The organism is Curtobacterium sp. MCBD17_032, from assembly GCF_003234855.1.
In the GTDB taxonomy this organism is placed as follows: Bacteria; Actinomycetota; Actinomycetes; order Actinomycetales; family Microbacteriaceae; genus Curtobacterium.
In genome coordinates, this window is sequence record NZ_QKTO01000011.1 from 64,993 (window position 1) to 83,319 (window position 18,327).

General features: G+C 72.2%; 18 protein-coding genes. 9 read left to right on the forward strand and 9 right to left on the reverse strand.

Annotated elements, in window-relative coordinates; all coding sequences use genetic code 11:
• Positions 1 to 57: 57 nt before the first annotated feature.
• The gene (locus tag DEI91_RS13035) at positions 58 to 507 is read right to left on the reverse strand and encodes a VanZ family protein (protein WP_111052695.1); all 450 of its coding nucleotides are present in this window, start codon (positions 505 to 507) and stop codon (positions 58 to 60) included.
• A gap of 129 nt (positions 508 to 636) precedes the next feature.
• Here DEI91_RS13035 and DEI91_RS13040 point away from each other — a divergent pair, with 129 nt between their 5' ends.
• From DEI91_RS13040 to DEI91_RS13050, 3 genes are all read left to right on the forward strand, one after another.
• Entirely contained in the window at positions 637 to 1,659 is a 1,023-nt protein-coding gene (locus DEI91_RS13040; RefSeq protein ID WP_146244297.1) for a glycoside hydrolase family 6 protein, read from the forward strand.
• 68 nt (positions 1,660 to 1,727) lie between these two features.
• Entirely contained in the window at positions 1,728 to 2,780 is a 1,053-nt protein-coding gene (locus DEI91_RS13045) for a M4 family metallopeptidase (protein ID WP_111052697.1), read from the forward strand.
• A 46-nt stretch (positions 2,781 to 2,826) separates the two neighbouring features.
• Positions 2,827 to 3,117, forward strand: coding sequence for a protealysin inhibitor emfourin (locus DEI91_RS13050; protein ID WP_111052698.1), 291 nt, complete (start codon positions 2,827 to 2,829; stop codon positions 3,115 to 3,117).
• 116 nt (positions 3,118 to 3,233) lie between these two features.
• On the opposite strand, the gene DEI91_RS13055 is transcribed toward DEI91_RS13050, so the two are convergent.
• From DEI91_RS13055 to DEI91_RS13065, 3 genes are all read right to left on the reverse strand, one after another.
• Positions 3,234 to 5,492 (reverse strand): ATP-binding domain-containing protein, encoded by a 2,259-nt coding sequence (locus tag DEI91_RS13055; protein ID WP_111052699.1) that lies wholly within the window; start codon positions 5,490 to 5,492, stop codon positions 3,234 to 3,236.
• A gap of 72 nt (positions 5,493 to 5,564) precedes the next feature.
• Positions 5,565 to 6,407, reverse strand: a complete 843-nt coding sequence (locus DEI91_RS13060) for an aldo/keto reductase (RefSeq protein WP_111052700.1) — start codon at positions 6,405 to 6,407, stop codon at positions 5,565 to 5,567.
• Positions 6,407 to 6,778 carry an FKBP-type peptidyl-prolyl cis-trans isomerase gene (locus tag DEI91_RS13065; RefSeq protein WP_111052701.1) on the reverse strand — a complete coding sequence of 124 codons (372 nt, stop codon included), beginning with the start codon at positions 6,776 to 6,778 and terminating at the stop codon, positions 6,407 to 6,409. Before DEI91_RS13065 ends, DEI91_RS13060 begins: the two co-directional genes overlap by 1 nt.
• Before the next feature lie 69 nt (positions 6,779 to 6,847).
• On the opposite strand from DEI91_RS13065, the gene DEI91_RS13070 reads away from it, so the two are divergent.
• Entirely contained in the window at positions 6,848 to 8,167 is a 1,320-nt protein-coding gene (locus DEI91_RS13070) for an MFS transporter (protein WP_111052702.1), read from the forward strand.
• A gap of 85 nt (positions 8,168 to 8,252) precedes the next feature.
• Here DEI91_RS13070 and DEI91_RS13075 read toward each other — a convergent pair whose 3' ends face one another.
• From DEI91_RS13075 to DEI91_RS13085, 3 genes are all read right to left on the reverse strand, one after another.
• Positions 8,253 to 9,734 carry an aspartate ammonia-lyase gene (locus DEI91_RS13075; RefSeq protein ID WP_111052703.1) on the reverse strand — a complete coding sequence of 494 codons (1,482 nt, stop codon included), beginning with the start codon at positions 9,732 to 9,734 and terminating at the stop codon, positions 8,253 to 8,255.
• Positions 9,735 to 9,809: 75 nt separating this feature from the next.
• Positions 9,810 to 10,106 carry a hypothetical protein gene (locus tag DEI91_RS13080; protein WP_111052704.1) on the reverse strand — a complete coding sequence of 99 codons (297 nt, stop codon included), beginning with the start codon at positions 10,104 to 10,106 and terminating at the stop codon, positions 9,810 to 9,812.
• 111 nt (positions 10,107 to 10,217) lie between these two features.
• Positions 10,218 to 11,474, reverse strand: coding sequence for an inorganic phosphate transporter (locus DEI91_RS13085; protein WP_111052721.1), 1,257 nt, complete (start codon positions 11,472 to 11,474; stop codon positions 10,218 to 10,220).
• A 116-nt stretch (positions 11,475 to 11,590) separates the two neighbouring features.
• Between DEI91_RS13085 and DEI91_RS13090 the strand changes: the two genes are divergently transcribed.
• From DEI91_RS13090 to DEI91_RS13100, 3 genes are all read left to right on the forward strand, one after another.
• Positions 11,591 to 13,279, forward strand: coding sequence for a sodium:proton antiporter (locus DEI91_RS13090; RefSeq protein ID WP_111052705.1), 1,689 nt, complete (start codon positions 11,591 to 11,593; stop codon positions 13,277 to 13,279).
• Positions 13,280 to 13,361: 82 nt separating this feature from the next.
• Complete coding sequence (locus tag DEI91_RS13095; protein ID WP_111052706.1) at positions 13,362 to 14,690, forward strand: ABC transporter permease; 1,329 nt, start codon at positions 13,362 to 13,364, stop codon at positions 14,688 to 14,690.
• Between the two features lie 29 nt (positions 14,691 to 14,719).
• The gene (locus DEI91_RS13100) at positions 14,720 to 15,004 is read left to right on the forward strand and encodes a hypothetical protein (RefSeq protein WP_111052707.1); all 285 of its coding nucleotides are present in this window, start codon (positions 14,720 to 14,722) and stop codon (positions 15,002 to 15,004) included.
• 22 nt (positions 15,005 to 15,026) lie between these two features.
• Here DEI91_RS13100 and DEI91_RS13105 read toward each other — a convergent pair whose 3' ends face one another.
• The gene (locus DEI91_RS13105; RefSeq protein ID WP_111052708.1) at positions 15,027 to 15,545 is read right to left on the reverse strand and encodes an 8-oxo-dGTP diphosphatase; all 519 of its coding nucleotides are present in this window, start codon (positions 15,543 to 15,545) and stop codon (positions 15,027 to 15,029) included.
• 65 nt (positions 15,546 to 15,610) lie between these two features.
• On the opposite strand from DEI91_RS13105, the gene DEI91_RS13110 reads away from it, so the two are divergent.
• Together DEI91_RS13110 and DEI91_RS13115 are read left to right on the forward strand one after the other, a co-directional pair.
• Entirely contained in the window at positions 15,611 to 15,961 is a 351-nt protein-coding gene (locus tag DEI91_RS13110; protein ID WP_111052709.1) for a tryptophan synthase subunit alpha, read from the forward strand.
• 20 nt (positions 15,962 to 15,981) lie between these two features.
• A complete protein-coding gene (locus tag DEI91_RS13115) occupies positions 15,982 to 16,872 on the forward strand; it encodes an aminodeoxychorismate lyase (protein WP_111052722.1) in 891 nt (296 codons plus the stop codon).
• Between the two features lie 165 nt (positions 16,873 to 17,037).
• Here the strand turns inward: DEI91_RS13115 and DEI91_RS13120 are convergent, their stop codons facing one another.
• Complete coding sequence (locus tag DEI91_RS13120; protein ID WP_111052710.1) at positions 17,038 to 18,240, reverse strand: amidohydrolase; 1,203 nt, start codon at positions 18,238 to 18,240, stop codon at positions 17,038 to 17,040.
• Positions 18,241 to 18,327: the final 87 nt, after the last annotated feature.

Here is an 18,327-nt window from a genome sequence, read left to right on the forward strand (position 1 = left end):
GCCGTTCGACGGCAACCGAACGAGCATACCAGAGCGCCTCCGCCCCGACGAGCGCCGTCAGACGGTCCGCGCCCGCAGGGGACGCCGCCGCCGTCGCTCGGGCAGCAGGCTCCGGACGAACCCGACGAACGTCGCACCGAGCAGACCGCCCATGCCGTTCGACAGCACGTCGCGGGGGTCGGCGACCCGGTACGGCAGGTACACGGCCTGCGCGAACTCGATGCCGACCGAGAGCCCGACGGCCACCACGGCACCGAGGACCCACCAGCGGCGCGGCAGCCACAGCGCCGCGATCAGCCCGACCGGCACGAACATCGCGACGTTCGCCAGGAACTCGGTCCGGTCGTAGGTGAACCACGCGCCGTGCGGCAGCTGCTGGACCCAGGCGACGGCGCGGAGCACGAACGAGTTCTCGGCCTCGGTGAAGACGTGCGGGGTGAGCGTCATGCGCCAGATCACCCAGGCGTAGCCAGCCGTCACCCCGACCAGGAGCAGTTTCCGCAGCATCGGGCCAGTCTGGGGCACCCCTGCTGGTCGGGCCCTGGGCGGGACCCTGGCATCCGGTGTCGGTCGGATGCGAACATGGCGGACGGAGCGACGTCGATCAGGGGCGGCGCGCGAGCGGGAGGACGGCCGATGCCGGGAGTGCGACGTGCGTCGACCAGCCGACAGTGGCTCTGGATCGGGGTCGTCGCCGTGCTCGTCGCCGCCGTCGTCGTGGCGGTGACCGTGGTGCTCCCCCGGGGCGGCGACCGACCCGTGGCGCACCGGAAGAGCGTCGCCGAGGCGTGGCCGGGCGGCCTCGCGCACCAGCCGTCGAGCGCGAACCAGCCGCGTTGGCACGTCACCGCGGCGCGGGAGGCCGGCCGGACCGCCACGGCCGGACGGCTCGCCGAGATCGCGGACCAGCCGCTCGCGACCTGGCTCACCGACCCGTCCGTCCCCGCGACCGTCGACACCGTGCGGAGCGTCCTCGCCGCCGCCCGGTCGCAGCAGGCGACCCCGGTGTTCGTGCTCTACGCGATCCCGGACCGCGACTGCGGACACTGGTCACGCGGCGGCACCGCCGAGCAGGACTACCTGCCGTGGGTGCGCGCGGTCGTCCGCGCCCTCGCCGGTTCACACGCCGTCGTCCTGGTGGAGCCCGACTCGATCGTGCAGATCGCCGTGTGCGACCGGCTGCGGGACACCCGGCTGCCGCTCCTCCGCGCCGCGGTCCGCGCCCTCACCGGGCACGGCCTGACCGTGTACCTCGACGGCGGCAACGAGAACCGCGTCCCGGTGGACACGATGGCCGGGTGGCTCCGCCGGGCGGGCGTCGACCGGGTGCAGGGCTTCGCCACGAACGTGTCGAACTTCTACCGCGTCGACCAGGAGCGCGCCTACGCGGACGAGCTCGCCGACGCGGTCGGGGGCGACCCGCACTTCGTCATCGACGTCTCGCGGAACGGGCAGGGGTGGCGCGGCGACTGGTGCAACCCCGACGGCGCCGGCCTCGGCCAGGCCCCGCACGTGACGCGCGGGACCACCCGACTCGACGCGCTGCTGTGGGTGAAGACACCCGGACTGAGCGACGGCGCGTGCAACGGCGGACCGGCCGCGGGCGAGTGGTGGGAGTCCTACGCGCTCGCCCTGGTGGCGAACCGCAGGCGCGACTGACCGCGCGACGGACCGTCGGGAGGCGCCACTCCGGACCGGCTGTCGGCCCCCGGTGGTTGCATGTCGCCATGACCAGCCGCCCGCTGCGCTCCGTCGTCCCGCCGTACCTCCTCCGCGCCGTCGCCGACGCCCCGGAGGACCGGTTCCCGCGTGCTGCCTCGGCAGCCCGGACCGCCCTCGCCTCGATGGACCGCGTCCAGGAGCCGAAGCACGTGTCGGGGCTCCGTGCGGCCCGCACCGCCGGGGCGCCGGACACCTCCCCGCAGCGGACGATCACGGACGCCGCCGGCACGACGACGCTGCCGGGCACGGTCGTGCGGCGTGAGGGCGACGGCGACACCGGGGACGCCGCGGTCGACGAGGCGTACGCGGGCCTCGGTGCCACGCACGCGTTCTGGCTCGAGGTGTTCGGACGGGTGTCGATCGACGGCGCCGGACTCCCCCTGGACGCCACGGTGCACTACGGCCGGGAGTACGACAACGCCTACTGGGACGGGCAGCGGATGGTGTTCGGCGACGGGGACGGCGAGGTCTTCCGGCGGTTCACCGTCGCGGTCGACGTCATCGGGCACGAACTCGCCCACGGGGTCACGCAGTACACCGCCGACCTCGTCTACCAGGGGCAGTCGGGCGCGCTCAACGAGTCGATGAGCGACGTCTTCGGCGTGCTCGTCGCCCAGTACGCCGCACGCCAGACCGCGGAGCAGGCCTCGTGGTTGATCGGCGAGGGCTTGTTCACGGACGCCGTGCACGGGGTCGCGCTCCGCTCGATGCGTGCGCCGGGCACCGCCTACGACGACCCGGTGCTCGGGGCCGACCCGCAGCCGGCGACGATGGCCGGGTACGTGGAGACCGCCGAGGACCAGGGCGGCGTGCACCTGAACTCCGGGATCCCGAACCACGCGTTCTTCCTCGCCGCGACCGCGATCGGCGGCCCGGCCTGGGTCGGGGCGGGCCAGGTCTGGTGGGACGCGCTGACCTCGGCCGAGGTGTCGGCGTCCGTCGACTTCGCCGGGTTCGCGGCCGTCACGGTGAGCGCCGCGGCGTCGCGGTTCGGGGCGGGCTCGCGGGAGCACGCCGCCGTCGTCGATGCGTGGCGGACCGTCGGGGTGCCGGCCTGACGCACGGCAGCGCCCGGGCGGGTGCGGAGGGCGTAGGTTCCGGAGCATGCAGATCGTCGTGCGCCGCAGTGGCGGGTTCGCCGGCCTCTCGCGGGCCTGGCGTGTCGACACGGACGCCCGCCCGGACGCCGACCGGTGGGCAGCACTCGTCGGAGCGCTGCCCACCGACGCCGCCGGGACGTCCGCGGACGACCCGGACGGAGGAGCCGGCGTCCGCGACGACTTCGTGTGGACGGTGACCGTCGCCCGGACGACGGTGACGATCCCGGGACGCCGCCTGGACGGCCCGTGGGCGACGCTCGTCGAGCAGGTACGCGACCAGGGCGAACCGGCCTGACCGGGCTACACACGCGCCTCCCGGCCGACCCGTGGCGGGCGCCCTGCCGGAACGGCCGACGACCGACCGGACAGGGCGACGACCGAACGGACAGGCCGACGACCAGGCGGGGCCGGTCAGGCGACGTCGATCACCGTGAGCCGACGGGTGGGGCGCGTCATCGCGACGTAGACCGCCGCGGCGGCACGGGCCGCGTCCGAGCCGACCCGGTCCGGGTCGACGAGCAGCACGCCGTCGAACTCCAGGCCCTTCGCGTCCGCGCCGGTGAGCACCGTGACCGACCCCGGCCGGGGTGACCCGAGCCCGCGGACGTCGGCCTCGGTCCGGGCCAGGCGCTCGCGGACGGCGGCCACGTCGGCCTCCGGCACGATGACGCCGATCGTCCCCGACCCGATCCGGTCCCGCTCGCCGTCGACCCGGCTCGCGACCGTGTCGAGCAGGTCCGCTCGGTCGACGCGCACCCGCTCGACCGGGTCGCCGTCCCGGACCGCCTCGTTCGCGGTCACCGTGAGCCCGGCCGAGGCGGCGAACGCCCCGGCCGCGTCGACGATCGAGCGCGGGGTGCGGTAGTTCACCGTGAGCTCCTCGAGACGGGAGTCCAGCGGCACCTGCGGGGCACGGCCACGGCGGCGTCGGGCGAGCGCACCGCGGACGTCGTCCCACGTGCGGGCAGCCCCGGGGGACGAGCCCTGCGCCATGTCGCCGACGATCGTGAACGACCGCAGCGGGTTGCGCCGGGCGAGGATCCGCCACTGCATCGGCGAGAGCTCCTGCGCCTCGTCGACCACGATGTGCCCGTACGTCCACTCGCGGTCCTCGGCGGCACGCTCGGCCGTGGAGCGGGGGTCGCCGCCCTCGGCGAAGGCGCCGGCGACCTGCTCGGCGCTCACGATGCCCTCGACACCCATGTTCTCGATCGCCTGGCGGGCGTTCTCGATGTCCCGGTTCCGGCTGGCCTTCGCCTGCCGCTTCGCCGCGCCACCGGTCGGGTCGAACACGCCGAGCAGTTCGGCCGCCTCGTCCAGGAGCGGGACGTCCTCCACCGTGAAGCCCGCGCCGCGCTCCCGCCGCAGCAGGGCACGGCGTTCGGGGGTCCAGTTCGGGGTGAGGGACGCGAGCCAGTTCGGCCGGGCGTACAGGTCCTCGACGAGCTTCTCGGCCGGCAGCGGGAGCCACGCCGTGTTGAGCAGCACCCGGGCGTCGTACGAGCTCCGGATGTCCTCGCGCAGCACCTTCTCGTCGGCCTCGTCGACCGTCGTGCCGCGGTGCCGCAACTGGTCGGCGAGGAGCCGCGTCATGGCGTCGAGCGCGTTCTTGTTGAACGTGACACGGGCGACGTTGTGCGGCTTCCCGCGGTCCTGGGCCCGGCGCATCGCGTCGGCCACCAGCTGCGGCGGGACGACGAGCCGTTCGCCCTCGACGTCGAGCGTGACGGCCTCGGTCGGGACGACCTGGCGCGACCGGACGGCGCGGCGGAGCAGGTCGGCCATCTCGCCGGACCCCTTCACCGCGGCGACCTCCCGGCGGTCGTGCACGGTGGTGTGCAGCCCCGGGTAGAGCGACCCGAGGGACGCCATCACGACCCCGGTCTCGCCGAGGGACGGGAGCACCTGCTCGATGTACGTCAGGAACGCCGGCGACGGCCCGACGACGAGCACGCCGGAGCCGCGCAACCGCTCGCGGTACGAGTAGAGGAGGTACGCCGCGCGGTGCAGGGCGACGGCCGTCTTGCCGGTGCCCGGCCCGCCCTGCACGATGAGGACGCCCTCGAGCGGCGAGCGGATGATCCGGTCCTGCTCGCCCTGGATCGTCGCGACGATGTCGGTCATCCGCCCGGTGCGCTCGGCGGTGACCGCCGCGAGCAGCGCGCCCTCGCCCTGCAGGTGCGTCCGCTCGTCGTCGTAGAGCGACGCGTCGAACACCTCGTCCTCGACGCCGACGACCGTGCGGCCCTCGAGCGTCAGGTGCCGGCGGGCACGCATCCCCATCGGGTGGGCCGCCGTCGCCTGGTAGAACGCGCTCGCGCCCGGCACACGCCAGTCGAGGAGCAGCGGACGGTGGTCGGCGTCGCGCAGTCCGACCCGACCGATGTACCGGAAGGCGTCCTCGTCCGCTGGCGGGTCCTGCACTTCGAGCCGGCCGAACACCAGACGGTCGCCGACCCGGCGCAGGGTGGCGACGGTGTCCTCGTAGAGCCGGGCGAACGCGTCGCGCTCCGTCCGGCTCTGGTGGTTGCCGCCGACGGCCTGTCGGCGGGTCTCGACGAGCCGCTGCTCGGCCTCGGCGGTCAGCTCGTCGAGTCGGTGGAACAGACCGTCGACGTAGCCGCGTTCGCGGTCGATCTCGGTCGGTTCGGAAACACGCGGTTCGGACACTCGCAACCCTTCGGGACAGGGGAACCCATGGTATCCCCCTGCCCCGGTCGGGTCGGACGCGAGCGCCCGGTGCTACATCTCCTCGTGCGTGTCCGGGTCACCGTCCCAGAGCCGTCCGCGCTCGAGCGCGGAGATGGCCTGGACCTCGTCGTCGGACAGCGTGAAGCCGAACACGTCGAGGTTCTCGCGCTGGCGGTCCGGGTCGCCCGACTTCGGCACCGGGACCGCGCCGAGCTGGACGTGCCAGCGGAGCACGACCTGGCCGGCCGAGACACCGTGCGCTGCGGCCGCGGCGGTCACGGGCTCCTCGGTGAGGAGCTCGGACTGCTTCGCCAGCGGACTCCAGCTCTCGGTGACGATGCCGAGGCGCTCGTGCACCGCGCGGAGCTCGGCCTGCGGGAAGTACGGGTGCAGCTCGACCTGGTTCACGGCCGGAGCCACCCCGGTGGCGTCGAGGACGCGGTCGAGGTGCTCGGGGGTGAAGTTCGAGACACCGATCGAGCGGACCTTGCCGCTGTCCCGGAGGTCGACGAACGCCTTCCAGGTGTCGACGAACTTGCCGACGGACGGGTTCGGCCAGTGGATGAGGTACAGGTCGAGGTGGTCGAGCCCCAGGTTCGCCAGGGTCTCGTCCACCGAGCGGTGTGCCTCGTCGTAGCCGTGGTGGCGTCCCGGGAGCTTCGACGTCACGACGAACTCGTCCCGCGGCACGTCGGACTCGCGGACCGCACGACCCACCGCGTCCTCGTTGCCGTAGTTCAGCGCGGTGTCGAGCAGGCGGTACCCGCTCGTGATCGCGGCACCGACCGCCGCGACCCCCTCGTCGCCGTCGAGCGAGTACGTGCCGAGACCGAGCGCCGGGATCCGGTGTCCGTCGTTCAGTTCGAGGGTCGGGACCTCCGGGACGCCCGTCATCAGCGGACGCCGAGCAGGTCGATGATGAAGATGAGCGTCTTGCCGGACAAGAAGTGGCCGCCGCCGGCCGGGCCGTAGGCGAGCTCCGGCGGGACGACGAGCTTGCGGCGTCCGCCGACCTTCATGCCGGGGATGCCCTCCTGCCACCCGCGGACGAGCGCCGCGAGCGGGAAGTCGATCGGCTCGCCACGACCCCAGGAGCTGTCGAACTCCTCGCCGGACTCGTACTCGACGCCGGCGTAGTGGACCTTGACGGTCGAGCCGGCCTCGGCGACGTCGCCGTCCCCCACGACGATGTCGGTGACCACGAGGTCGGTGGGGGCGGGCCCCTCGGGGGCGTCGAACTCGGGCTTGCTGTTCAGGTCAGTCATGCCCGACAGTCAACCAGAGGACGTGCACGTGCCCCGCAGGAGCCCTCCAGGCCACAGAATGGTTCCACTGTGACACCAGACGCCCCCGCGAAGCCCCGCCGCTCCCTGCTCGCCGACCTCACACCGCTCCGCCGCTCCCCCGCGTTCGCGCGGCTCTGGATCGGCAGCTCGATCGCGGGCATCGGCACCATGATGACGAGCGTCACGGTCGGGCTCGAGGTGTACGAGATCACGCGCTCGACGTTCATGGTGTCGCTCGTCGGCGTCATCTCGCTCGTGCCGATGATCCTCGCCGGGCTGTACGGCGGCATGCTCGCGGACGCCTTCGACCGCCGAACGGTGGCCCTGGTCTCCGCCGTCATGGCCTGGGTGTCCACGGCGATGATCGCCGCGCACGCCTGGCTCGGGCTCGACAGCGTCGTGCTGCTCTACGTGCTCGTGACCGTCAACGCCGTCGCGGGCACCGTGATCGGCACGTCGCGGGCGGCGATCGTCCCGCGGCTCGTGGGGAACGACCTGCTCCCCGCGGCGAGCGCCCTGAACAGCATCAGCGCGGGGTTCTCGGTGACCGTCGGACCGGCGGTCGGCGGTGTCCTCGTCGCCGCGTTCGGCTTCGCCCCGACCTACACGGTGGACGTCGTGCTGTTCAGCGCCGCGTTCCTCGGGGTGGTGACGCTGCCGCGGATGGCCCCCGAGCACGACGCCCTCCGCCCGGGCCTGTCGTCGCTCGTCGAGGGCGCGCGGTTCCTCCGTCGCTCCCGGAACATCACGATGACCTTCGTGCTCGACATCATCGCGATGACGTTCGGGCAGCCGCGGGTGCTGTTCCCCGCGATCGGCGCGCTGGTGGTCGGCGGTGGGTCGATCACGGTCGGGACCCTCTCGGCCGCATACGCGGTCGGTGCGCTGCTGTCCGGTGTCTTCTCCGGCCCGCTCGGGCACGTGCGCCGACAGGGCGAGGCGGTCGGCTGGGCGATCACGGTCTACGGTGGCGCGATCGCGGCGTTCGGCGTCGTCGTCGCCGGCGCGCACCTCCTCGGCGGACGGGCGTCGGAGACGTTCTCGACGGGGATCCTGCCGGCACTGGCGCTCTGCGCGCTGGCCCTCGCGGTGGCCGGCGGGGCGGACAACGTGAGCAGCGTGTTCCGCGGGACGATCCTCCAGGCCGCCGCGCCCGACGGCATGCGGGGCCGACTGCAGGGCATCTTCATCGTCGTGGTCACCGGTGGGCCGCGCGTGGGTGACCTGTACGCCGGTCTGGTCGTCGCCGCGGGCTTCGCCTGGCCGCCGCTCATCGGCGGCGTCCTCATCATCGCGCTCGTCGCGCTGCTGCTCCGGCTCGTGCCGTCGTTCCGCCGGTACGACGCGCTGCACCCGAACGCGAACTGACGCGCCGCGTCGCGTCCGTCGCGCGCACGGTGCGGACGGGAGGCCGCGCTGGCGGACCCGAGGCGTGCCTCCCGTCCGGCAGGGGTCAGGACCGGCGACCCGCCTCGGCGTCCCGGGCAGCCTCGTCGAGCATCTCCTCGGTGACGACCGGGATCGCCCCGGTCGCGAGCTCGATGCCGGACAACCGGGCGGGGCTGAGCACCCGGTGCACCTGGTCCGCGTCCATGAGACCCGCGGCGATCACCAGGGTCGAGATCGGCGTCGAGGTCGTCAACGCGGTGTGCGCGATGGACGCCGCCGCTGCGTAGCCGATGTACGGCGTCAGCGCGGTGACGACGCCGACGTTCGTGTCCACCTGGGCGGCGAGCCGCATCTCGTTCGCCCGGATGCCGGTCACGCAGTGCTCGCGGAGCGTCGCGCACCCGCGGGTCATCCACTGCAGGGACTGCAGGATCGAGTGCGCGATGATCGGCTCGAACGCGTTGAGCTGGAGCTGACCGCCCTCCGCCGCCATCGTCACCGTGGTGTCCGCGCCGGCGACCGCGAAGGCGATCTGGTTGACGACCTCCGGGATGACCGGGTTCACCTTGCCGGGCATGATCGACGAACCCGCCTGGCGCGGCGGCAGCGTGATCTCGCCGAGGCCCGCCTGCGGACCGGACGCCAGGAGCCGCAGGTCGTTGCAGATCTTCGACAGCTTCATCGCACTGCGCTTCACGGTGCCGGACAGGGTCATGAACGCGCCGGCGTCGCTCGTCGCCTCGATGAGGTCCGGGGCCGTGACGACGTCGATGCCGCTCGCCTCCTGCAGCTGCCGCCGCACCTCGTCGCGGTACAGCGGGTCGGCGGTGATGCCCGTCCCGATCGCGGTCGCGCCGAGGTTCATCTCGCCGAGGAGCGGCACCACCCGCCGGAGCTGGACGACGTCCTCGGCGATGGTGTGCGCGAAGCCGGTGAACTCCTGGCCGAGCGTCATCGGGACCGCGTCCTGCAGCTGCGTGCGGCCGACCTTGAGGACGTCGGCGAACGCCTCCCCGCGCTCCGCGAACGCCGCCGAGAGCTCCTCGAGCTGGTCGGCGAGCCGGCGCACGCCGGTGATCATCGCGATCTTGATGCTCGTCGGGTACGTGTCGTTCGTCGACTGACTGCGGTTCACGTGGTCGATCGGGTGCAGGTACGCGTAGTCGCCGCGCTCCCGGCCGAGCAGTTCGAGGGCCCGGTTCGCCAGGACCTCGTTCGTGTTCATGTTCGTGCTCGTCCCGGCGCCGCCCTGGACCACGTCGACGACGAACTGGTCCCGCAGAGCCCCGTCGCGGACCTCCTGCGCGGCACGGTCAATCGCGTCGGCCCGCTCGGCGTCGAGGACACCGATCGCCTTGTTCGCCCGGGCCGCCGCCTGCTTCACGGTGACGAGGGCCGCGACGAGGTCCGGGTAGACCGCGATCGGCACCGAGGCGATCGGGAAGTTCTCCATCGCCCGGAGGGTGTTGATCCCCCAGTAGGAGTCGACCGGCACCTCCCTCGAGCCCAGGGAATCGGTCTCGGTGCGGGTGGCAGCGCTCGTCACGTCGTGGTCCTCTCCGTCGCGGTCACCTCCTGAGGCTAGCCCGCGACCGTCCAGCCGGTGCGGCCGGCCAGGAGGTCAGTGGAAGGCGGGGACGATGAGGTAGACGCCGTAGAGCACCGCGGCACCGCAGGCGGCGAAGCAGACCACGGCGAGCGCCCGGAACGAGCGGATCGCGGTGGAGGCCGCGGCCGGGTCCGGGAAGCCGGCGGTGGCCGGGCCGATGGTGCCGTCGTCCTTCACCGTGTACTTGCCCGCGCGGGCGTCGGCGGCGCTCCACAGGCGGAGGCCCACGGAGTAGACGGTCACGACGAAGCACGCGGAGACGACGGCCACCACGGCGACGAGCAGGAAGGCTCCCCAGTCGATGCCCATCAGCAGGTCCCTCCGAGCAGGAACGCCCCACAGCGTCCGTCAGTGGCGATGCCCATCAGCAGGTACCTCCGAGCAGGAACGCCCCACAGCGTCCGTCAGTGGCGATGCCCATCAGCGTCGGCCTCCCTTACGTCCGGCCATGCGGCGGAGGGTCCGCTCGCGACTCAGTTCGGCGCGACGCGCGGCGACCGCCTCGGCACGCTTGGCGCGCTGCAGGTCGCGCCGCTCCTTGCGGGTCAGCACGGCGTTCGCGGCGACGTCGACCTCGATGGCCGCGGCGTGCTCGTGCGGCTTGCGCAGCGACCACAGGTACAGGCCGAGGATCACGGCACCACCGATGACCGCGTCGAGCACGAGGCCGATGACGCCGAAGTGGGCGATGCCCGAGGCGATCGCCCCGACCGCCGCGGCGGCAGGCAGCGTGATGAACCACGCGATGACGATCTTGCCGGCCGTCGACCACTGGATCTTCGAACCGCGGCGGCCGAGGCCCGCACCGATGATCGACCCCGAGGACACCTGCGTCGTCGAGAGCGCGAAGCCGAGGTGGCTCGACGCGAGGATCGTGGCGGCCGTGGACGCCTCGGCTGCGAAGCCCTGCGTCGCGCGGATCTCGGTGATGCCCGAGCCGAGCGTCCGGATGATGCGCCACCCGCCCGTGTAGGTGCCGAGGGCGATCGCCAGGGCACACGCCACGACGACCCAGAACTGCACGCCCTGGTCACCCGACTGCGCGCCCGAGGCGATGAGCGTCAGCGTGATGACACCCATCGTCTTCTGCGCGTCGTTCGTGCCGTGGGCGAGCGACACCATCGAGCTCGTGAACACCTGGCCGATGCGGAAACCGCCGCGCTCGTTCGGGAACACCGGCCGACGGGTCACGCGGTACGCGATCCGGGTGGCGAGGAGCGACACGAGCGCGGCGATCACCGGCGACAGGAAGGCCGGGATGATCACGACCGTCAGCAGTGCCGCGTAGTTCACCGAGTCGAAGCCGGCACCGACGATCGCGGCGCCGATGAGGCCACCGAAGAGCGCGTGCGAGGACGACGAGGGCAAGCCGCGCAGCCACGTGATCATGTTCCACACGACCGCGCCGATCAGGCCCGCGAAGATCATCTCCGGGGTGATCGCGACGCCGCCGGGGCCCTCGTTGATCAGCCCGTGCGAGATCGACGTCGCGACGGCGGTGCTGAGGAACGCACCGACGAGGTTGAGCACCGCGGCGACCGTCACGGCCACCTTCGGCTTCATGGCACCGGTGGCGATCGGTGTCGCCATCGCGTTGGCGGTGTCATGGAATCCGTTTGTGAAGTCGAAGAAGAGGGCCAACGCGATGACCAGGACGACTATGAGTGTGATGTCCACCGCGGGCAAGTGTCGCAGCCCGGGGCCTCCGGGGCAAACCCTGTCGTTCACCGTCCGTTCACCGGAGCTGCGGATTCGTTCAGTGTGCGAACCATCCGGATGGGAGGATGAGGGCCATGGACACCGCGGAACTCCTCATCCTGTTGATCGGTTCGCTCGCGGTGACCGGCTTCGCACGCGCGAAGGGGCTGCCCGCCCCGCTGCTCGTCACGGCCGTCGCACTCGCCGTCTCGTTCCTGCCCGGCTTGCCGGAGATCGAGATCGACTCCGAGGTGATCCTCACGGTGATCCTGCCGCCGCTGCTGTACTCGGCCGCACTCGACGTGTCGTGGCAGAGCTTCCGGCAGTCGATCAAGCAGATCCGGCGACTCGGCATCGTCCTCGTCATCGTCACGGCGCTCGCGGTGGGACTCGCCGCGTACCTGATCATCCCGGACATGGACTGGCCGGCGGCGATCCTGCTCGGCGCCGTGGTCGCTCCGCCGGACGCCGTGTCCGCCGCCGCCATCGGCCGGAAGCTCGGCCTCCCCCGACGTGTGATGACGGTGCTGTCCGGCGAGAGCCTCATCAACGACGCGGCGTCGCTGACCCTGGTCCGGGTGTTCACGCTCATCGCCGCCGGCACGTCGCTCACCATCTGGCAGGACCTCGGCATCTTCGGCCTGGCGATCGGCGTCGGCTTCGCGGTCGGCATCGTCCTCGGCGTCGCGGTGCACTGGATCCGGATGCGCATCAACGACCCCGTCGTCGAGACGATCATGAGCATCCTGCTGCCGTTCGTCGCCTACGTCCTCGCCGAGCACCTGTCCGGCTCCGGCGTCATCGCGGTCGTCACCGCGGGGCTGTACATCGGCTACAACTCGCCGAAGGAGGGCTACGCGACCCGCCTGCAGGAGCGCCCGCTGTGGACGAGCATCGACGTCATCCTCGAGGGGTTCGTCTTCGCCCTGATCGGGCTGCAGCTGAAGACGGTCGTGCAGGACCTCGTCGAGAGCGACCGGAGCCTGACGCAGACGCTCACCGCGGCGGCCGTCGTGCTCGTCGTCGTGATCCTCGTGCGACCGCTCTTCGTCTTCGAGTCCTACGCCCGCAACCGGATCAACGGCAGGTGGCTGAGACCGCTGCGCGTCCGGTTGTCCCGCGGGCACCGTTCCCTGCGGTGGCTGCGCGGCAGCGCGGAGCCGAAGCTCGACTGGCGGGAGCTCACCGTCATCTCCTGGACCGGGATGCGCGGGGTGGTCACGCTCGCAGCAGCCGTCGCCGTCGTCTCCGACCCCGTCGAGATCAAGGCGCAGGACACCATCTTCATCATCGCGTTCGTCGTGACGGTGGGCACGCTCCTGCTGCAGGGGCTGACGTTGCCGTTCGTGATCCGCGCGCTGAAGGTGCAGGACCCCGGCGAGAGCGAGGAGGACGTGCGCAGCGAGATGCGCCTCAACCAGCGCACGACCGAGGCCGCCATCACCCTCCTCGAGCGGCGTCGTCCGGTCTGGGCGGAGCAGTACGGGCACGAGGCCGTCGACAGCGTCGTGAACCGGTTGAAGGCCCGGCTCGAGCGACAGGTCGAGACCTTCCGCCGCGACGCCGAGGAAGAGGAGGACGAGGAGCGCAACGCCCCGATGCGCCTCCGCGGTGCGCAGATCCAGGACATCCGACGCGAGCTGCTCGACCGTCGCCGCGAGGTCGTCCTCGAGGAGCGCGAGAAGGGCAACCTCGACGAGGAGGTCATGCGCCGTGTGCTCGTGACGCTCGACGCCGAGGAACTCGCGATGGACTCCGCGCAGGCCTCCCGCAGCCGCTCCTGATCCTGCTCCGCACCCCGGAAGCGCTCCGGCCACCGCGGCGTATCGTGGGGCGCCAGACGACAGGACAGGAGCGCAGCGCCGAGTGAGCACGCCGCGGAACGACCCACCGAGGAAGAACGACCTGCCGGAGCGGGCAGGTGGTGCCCCGACGGCCTCCGGTCCACCCGCTGCTGCCCGGTCAGCGGCACCGCCGAAGCAGCACATCGGCCGGTACCGCCGCTGGTACGCGACCCTGCACCCGTCCCTCCAGCTCATCGGGCTGCAGCTCTGGATGCCGCTGTTCTTCATCGTCGGCTTCTGCCTCTGCTACGTGTTCGCCTTCCACGCGCCGCACCCGCACGACGTCCCGATCGCGCTCGTCGGCAGCGACCCGGCGTTCGTCGCCGCCGTGCAGAAGGCCCTGCCGGGTGAGTTCGTCTTCCACTCCTACGACTCGCTCGTGGCGGCGAAGCGTGACGTCCTCGCCGGGGCGATGGCGGTCGCCTACGACCCGTCCACGAACACCTTCTTCAAGGCCAGCGCGCACCAGTTCCAGGTCGCGAGCCTCGTCCCGGCGACGCTGACGGCCGTGCTGACCGGCATCGGGGTCGCGACGCCGCGGGTCACCGAGCTCGCCGCGCTGCCGGCACGGGACGAGTACGGCACGGTCCCGATGTACGTCATGCTCGCGTGGTGCATCGGCGGCTACATGGTCGCGATGTTCATCGGGATCATGGGCGGGCCCCTCCGGCACCGGACGCGGATGACCGTGATCGTCGTCGGCGGCCTCGTCATCTCGGTCATCACGAACACCCTCGCCGGTCCGGTCGTCGGCGCGATCTCCGGGCACTTCATGCCGCTCGTGCTCATCGCGTGGGGGTGGATCGTGGCCATCGGCCTGGCGGTGAACGGCCTGAGCTACTTCGTCGGGCGCTTCATCGCCGCGCCCGCGATGATCTGCTTCGTGTTCCTGTCGATGCCGTCCTCCGGCGGGGCCTACCCGAAGTGGTTCATGCCGGAGCCGTTCGCGTGGCTCAACCACGTCGTGGTCGGCTCGAGCATGGTCGACATGATCAAGCACGAGGTCTACGGCGTCGGCCCCGGGCCGGCTCGCGGGCTGGTCACCATGGCCTGCTACGCGGTCGCCGGACTCGTGCTCATGTACTTCGGCAAGAAGTGGTGGGAGCGCCGTCGCATCCGGGCGATCGTGACCGGCCGGACCACGATGTTCCAGGACGCGAACACCGCGAACCGCGAGTTCCTCGGCCGCGAGCGCGACGCCGAGCTCGAGCGGCACGGCCTGACCTCGACCGAGACCGGGACGCTCCAGGTGGTGCGCGACGGCGGGTGGGAAGACGACCGCGCCGGCGGGGACGTCTTCACCGGCGGCCGCGACGGGCTCGAGAGCGGACCGCTGGACCGGGGCCGGTAGCGACCACGGGGTCGGTATCCTGGGGCATCATGTCCCGCATCGCCTGGCACCGCCTCCTGGTCACGATCGTCGTCGTCTTCCTCGTGCTCGCGGTGATGTCGTACGTCACCAGCATCGTCCTCGCCCCGAGTGGTGGCCGCAGCGTCGCCGGGCTCTGGGACGGCTGGGCGATGTTCTCGCTCGTGGCCGCGATCGGCTTCGGGGTCGTGGACTTCTTCGTGCGTCCGCTCGGCGGACAGAGCGGCGATGCGGAGGTCATGGCAGCGGCCGAGGAGGCCCGCACCGGCAGCACACGCACGCAGCGGTCACGCTGACGGTCGGTCGACGCGGGCTCGCTCAGACCGCTTCGCCGATGCCCGTCCCGGTGAACCCGGCGACCGAGGCGTTGTCCTCCGCGAACACCACCCGCGCATCGACCCGCCCGCCTGCCAGGACCCCGGGGAGCCAGTACCGGGCGTCGTCCCACATCGCGTCGTACGGGACGGCGTCGACCGCCACCCACCGCGGCTCCAGCTCGTCGCCGCCCGACGGCTCCCCCTGCCAGCGGCGGCAGACGAACACGTCCGAGACCTGGGACCAGGACGGGCGGAACGGGAACCGGTAGTCCAGGGTGCCACGTGCCTCCAGGTCGGCAGCGTCGACGCGGAGACCGACCTCCTCGGCGACCTCGCGGACGGCGGTCTCGACCGCCGTCTCGTCGCCCTCGCGCTTGCCGCCCGGACCGACGACTCGGCCCGTGCCGAGCCCGCGTCGCTTCTCGCCGAGCAGGACCTCCGGCCCGTCCGCACCGTCCCGCAGCAGGTACACGACCACCACGGCCGGGTGCTGGGACTTGCTCTCGTCGCGCGCGGTCATGTGGTCCAGTGTGGCCGATCCGATGACGTACGCTCGTTGCATGGCAGGCGTGCTCTGGGGGCGTCATGGCTGAGTCCCGGAGGGCGGGGCGCAGCCTCGAGGTGCTGCGCGCCGAAGCCGCCGAGGAGATCTCGGTCATCGTCGAACACCGCTGCCGGCAGGGCGACGACCCGTGGGACTTCATGCACACGCTGCCGACCGTGGACGAGCAGGTCGTGCTCATCCTCCGCGCCGAGGCGATGGACGTCGACGTCCGGATCGGCCGCCGGAGCTCGCAGTGGTCGGCGCACCCGGCCTCCGGTCACGGCACCGAACACGGCGAGGAGTACCACCGTCTCCGGCGCATCGCCCTCCAGCACCCCGAGCTGACGCAGGCGGTCTGGAAACTCATGGACGCGCTGCCCGGCGGTCACTGACCTGGGGTTGGATGGGAGGCATGACCGACACCGTCCTCGCCGTCCTCAACCAGCCCTCGCGGTCCGCAGCCCCGCACGACCCGCAGGCCGACGCCTTCACGTGGGAGAAGCCGCTCGAGGAGCACGTCCAGGTGATGGACCTCGGGCTCACCCGCGGGGACGGCGTCTTCGAGACGATCACGGTCATCGACGGCCGACCGCAGGCGCTCGAGGCACACCTGGGTCGTTTCGTCCGCTCCGCCGCCAAGCTCGACCTGCCGGAACCGGACGTCGACGCGTGGCGGCAGGCGATCGAGGCGGTCTGCGCCCGGCTCGACCCGGTGCGCGAGGCGTACGCGAAGACCGTGCTCACCCGGGGTGTCGAGGGCCTCGGGCGTCCGACCGGATGGGTGTACGCGGCGCCGTCGGCCGACCAGACGCGCGACCGCACCGAGGGCATCGGTGTCGTCACGCTCGACCGCGGCTACCGGCACGACGTCGAGCGGACCTCCCCGTGGCTGCTGCAGGGCGCGAAGACGCTGTCCTACGCGGTGAACATGGCGGCACTCCGGGAAGCCGTCCGCCGCGGCGCCGACGACGCGCTGTTCGTCTCGACGGACGGGTACGTGCTCGAGGGCACGCGCGCCAACCTCATCATGTCCGTGGGAGGCCGCTTCGTGACGCCCCGCACCGACATCGGCATCCTCGACGGCACCACGCAGGCCGACGTCTTCCGCTTCGCCGAGCAGGAGGGCATCGAGACCGCGTACGAACTCGTCACGCTCGACGACCTGCGGGCAGCCGACGCGCTGTGGCTCGTCTCCAGCATCCGTCAGGCCGCGCCGATCCACACCGTCAACGGGGTGCGGATCGAGATGGACCTCGGCATGACGGAGCGCATCAACGACTTCCTGCTGGCGCGCGAGCGCTGAGCGGCGCCGGACGGGAGGCACGGGGCGGGGTCGTCCCGCGCCTCCCGTCCGGTGCGGTGCGGCCCGTCGGTGCCGCCGGCCGGCGAGACGCCGCCGAACGCTCGAGACGCCGCGGGGAACGGCGGCGTCTCGCAGCTGACGCGGTGTCGCACCGAGACGGGCGTGTCACCAGCGCGGCGTCGTGACGCCCTGGCCGTCGACGTACGCGAAGACCTGGCGACCCTCGATCCAGACGCGCTGGGCGCGGCTGGTGGCGTCGAGCGGGTCATCGTCCCAGAGGACGAGGTCGGCGTCGAGCCCCACGGCGATGCGGCCGACACGGTCGCCGAAGCCGAGGATGTCCGCGGGGGCGGAGGTGATCGCCTCGAGCGCGACCTGCCGGGGCAGTCCGTCGCGGACGGCCATCGTGGCCTGGGTCACGAGCATGGCGACCGGGACGACCGGGGCGTCCGTCGTGATCGCGACCCGGACCCCGGCCGCCGCGATCCTGGCGAGGTTCGGGATGCCGCGGTCACGGAGCTCCACCTTCGACCGGCTCGTGAACAGCGGACCGTAGACCACCGGGATGTCCTTCTCGGCGAGCAGGTCCGCGATCTTGTGGGCCTCGCTGCCGTGGTTGACGACCAGGCGGTAGCCGAACTCCTCGGCGAGGCGGATCGCCGTCGCGATGTCGTCGTGGCGGTGGGTGTGCTGGTCCCAGGCGAGCTCGCGGTCGAGCACGCGCACCAGCGTCTCCTTGGTGAGGTCCCGCGTGAACGGCTCGTCCTTCCGGGCAGCGGCGTCGCGGGCGGCCCGGTAGTCCTGCGCGGCGACGAAGGCCTCGCGGATGACCTTGGCGACGCCGAGACGGGTCGACGGCGTCTGGCCCTTCTCGCCGTAGACCCGCTTCGGGTTCTCGCCGAGTGCGCTCTTCACGCTGACGCTGTCCGAGATGAGCTGCTCGTCGATCGTGCGTCCGCCCCAGGTCTTGATCGCGACCGTCTGGCCACCGATCGGGTTGCCGGAGCCGGGCTTGACGACGATGCTCGTGATGCCGCCGGACAGGGCGTCGCGGAACCCCTCGTCCTCGATGTCGACCGCGTCGATCGCACGGACCGCCGCCATGTTCGGCCCGGTCATCTCGTTCGTGTCGTTGCCGGCCGGCCCGTTCGCCTCCTCGTGGATGCCGACGTGCCCGTGCGCCTCGACGAAGCCCGGGAGGAGCCAGGCACCCGCGGCGTCGACGACCGGCAGGCCGTCCGGCGGGGTGACGTCCGGGCCGACGGCGGTGATCCGGCCGTCCTGCACGACGACCGCCCCGCCGTCGAACTCGTCACCCTCGACGGGGACGACGTGGGCACCGGTGATCACGAACGCGTTGTCAGTCATTCCACAACGGTACCGATCGATGCCCGGCGCAGCTCGGGTCCCGGTCCTGGAGCGGCGGGCGGGTGGTCGGCCGGGGCCGAGGCAGGA

What these genes read in the sequence shown, in the direction of transcription:
- DEI91_RS13050 (WP_111052698.1), top strand. Translation starts at nt 2,827, where the DNA reads ATGCAGATCGTCGTGCGCCGCAGTGGCGGGTTCGCCGGCCTCTCGCGG.
- DEI91_RS13080 (WP_111052704.1), bottom strand. Translation starts at nt 10,106, where the DNA reads ATGGGCATCGACTGGGGAGCCTTCCTGCTCGTCGCCGTGGTGGCCGTC.
- DEI91_RS13045 (WP_111052697.1), top strand. Translation starts at nt 1,728, where the DNA reads ATGACCAGCCGCCCGCTGCGCTCCGTCGTCCCGCCGTACCTCCTCCGC.
- DEI91_RS13110 (WP_111052709.1), top strand. Translation starts at nt 15,611, where the DNA reads ATGGCTGAGTCCCGGAGGGCGGGGCGCAGCCTCGAGGTGCTGCGCGCC.
- DEI91_RS13040 (WP_146244297.1), top strand. Translation starts at nt 637, where the DNA reads ATGCCGGGAGTGCGACGTGCGTCGACCAGCCGACAGTGGCTCTGGATC.
- DEI91_RS13035 (WP_111052695.1), bottom strand. Translation starts at nt 507, where the DNA reads ATGCTGCGGAAACTGCTCCTGGTCGGGGTGACGGCTGGCTACGCCTGG.
- DEI91_RS13120 (WP_111052710.1), bottom strand. Translation starts at nt 18,240, where the DNA reads ATGACTGACAACGCGTTCGTGATCACCGGTGCCCACGTCGTCCCCGTC.
- DEI91_RS13060 (WP_111052700.1), bottom strand. Translation starts at nt 6,407, where the DNA reads ATGACGGGCGTCCCGGAGGTCCCGACCCTCGAACTGAACGACGGACAC.
- DEI91_RS13105 (WP_111052708.1), bottom strand. Translation starts at nt 15,545, where the DNA reads ATGACCGCGCGCGACGAGAGCAAGTCCCAGCACCCGGCCGTGGTGGTC.
- DEI91_RS13115 (WP_111052722.1), top strand. Translation starts at nt 15,982, where the DNA reads ATGACCGACACCGTCCTCGCCGTCCTCAACCAGCCCTCGCGGTCCGCA.
- DEI91_RS13090 (WP_111052705.1), top strand. Translation starts at nt 11,591, where the DNA reads ATGGACACCGCGGAACTCCTCATCCTGTTGATCGGTTCGCTCGCGGTG.
- DEI91_RS13100 (WP_111052707.1), top strand. Translation starts at nt 14,720, where the DNA reads ATGTCCCGCATCGCCTGGCACCGCCTCCTGGTCACGATCGTCGTCGTC.
- DEI91_RS13065 (WP_111052701.1), bottom strand. Translation starts at nt 6,778, where the DNA reads ATGACTGACCTGAACAGCAAGCCCGAGTTCGACGCCCCCGAGGGGCCC.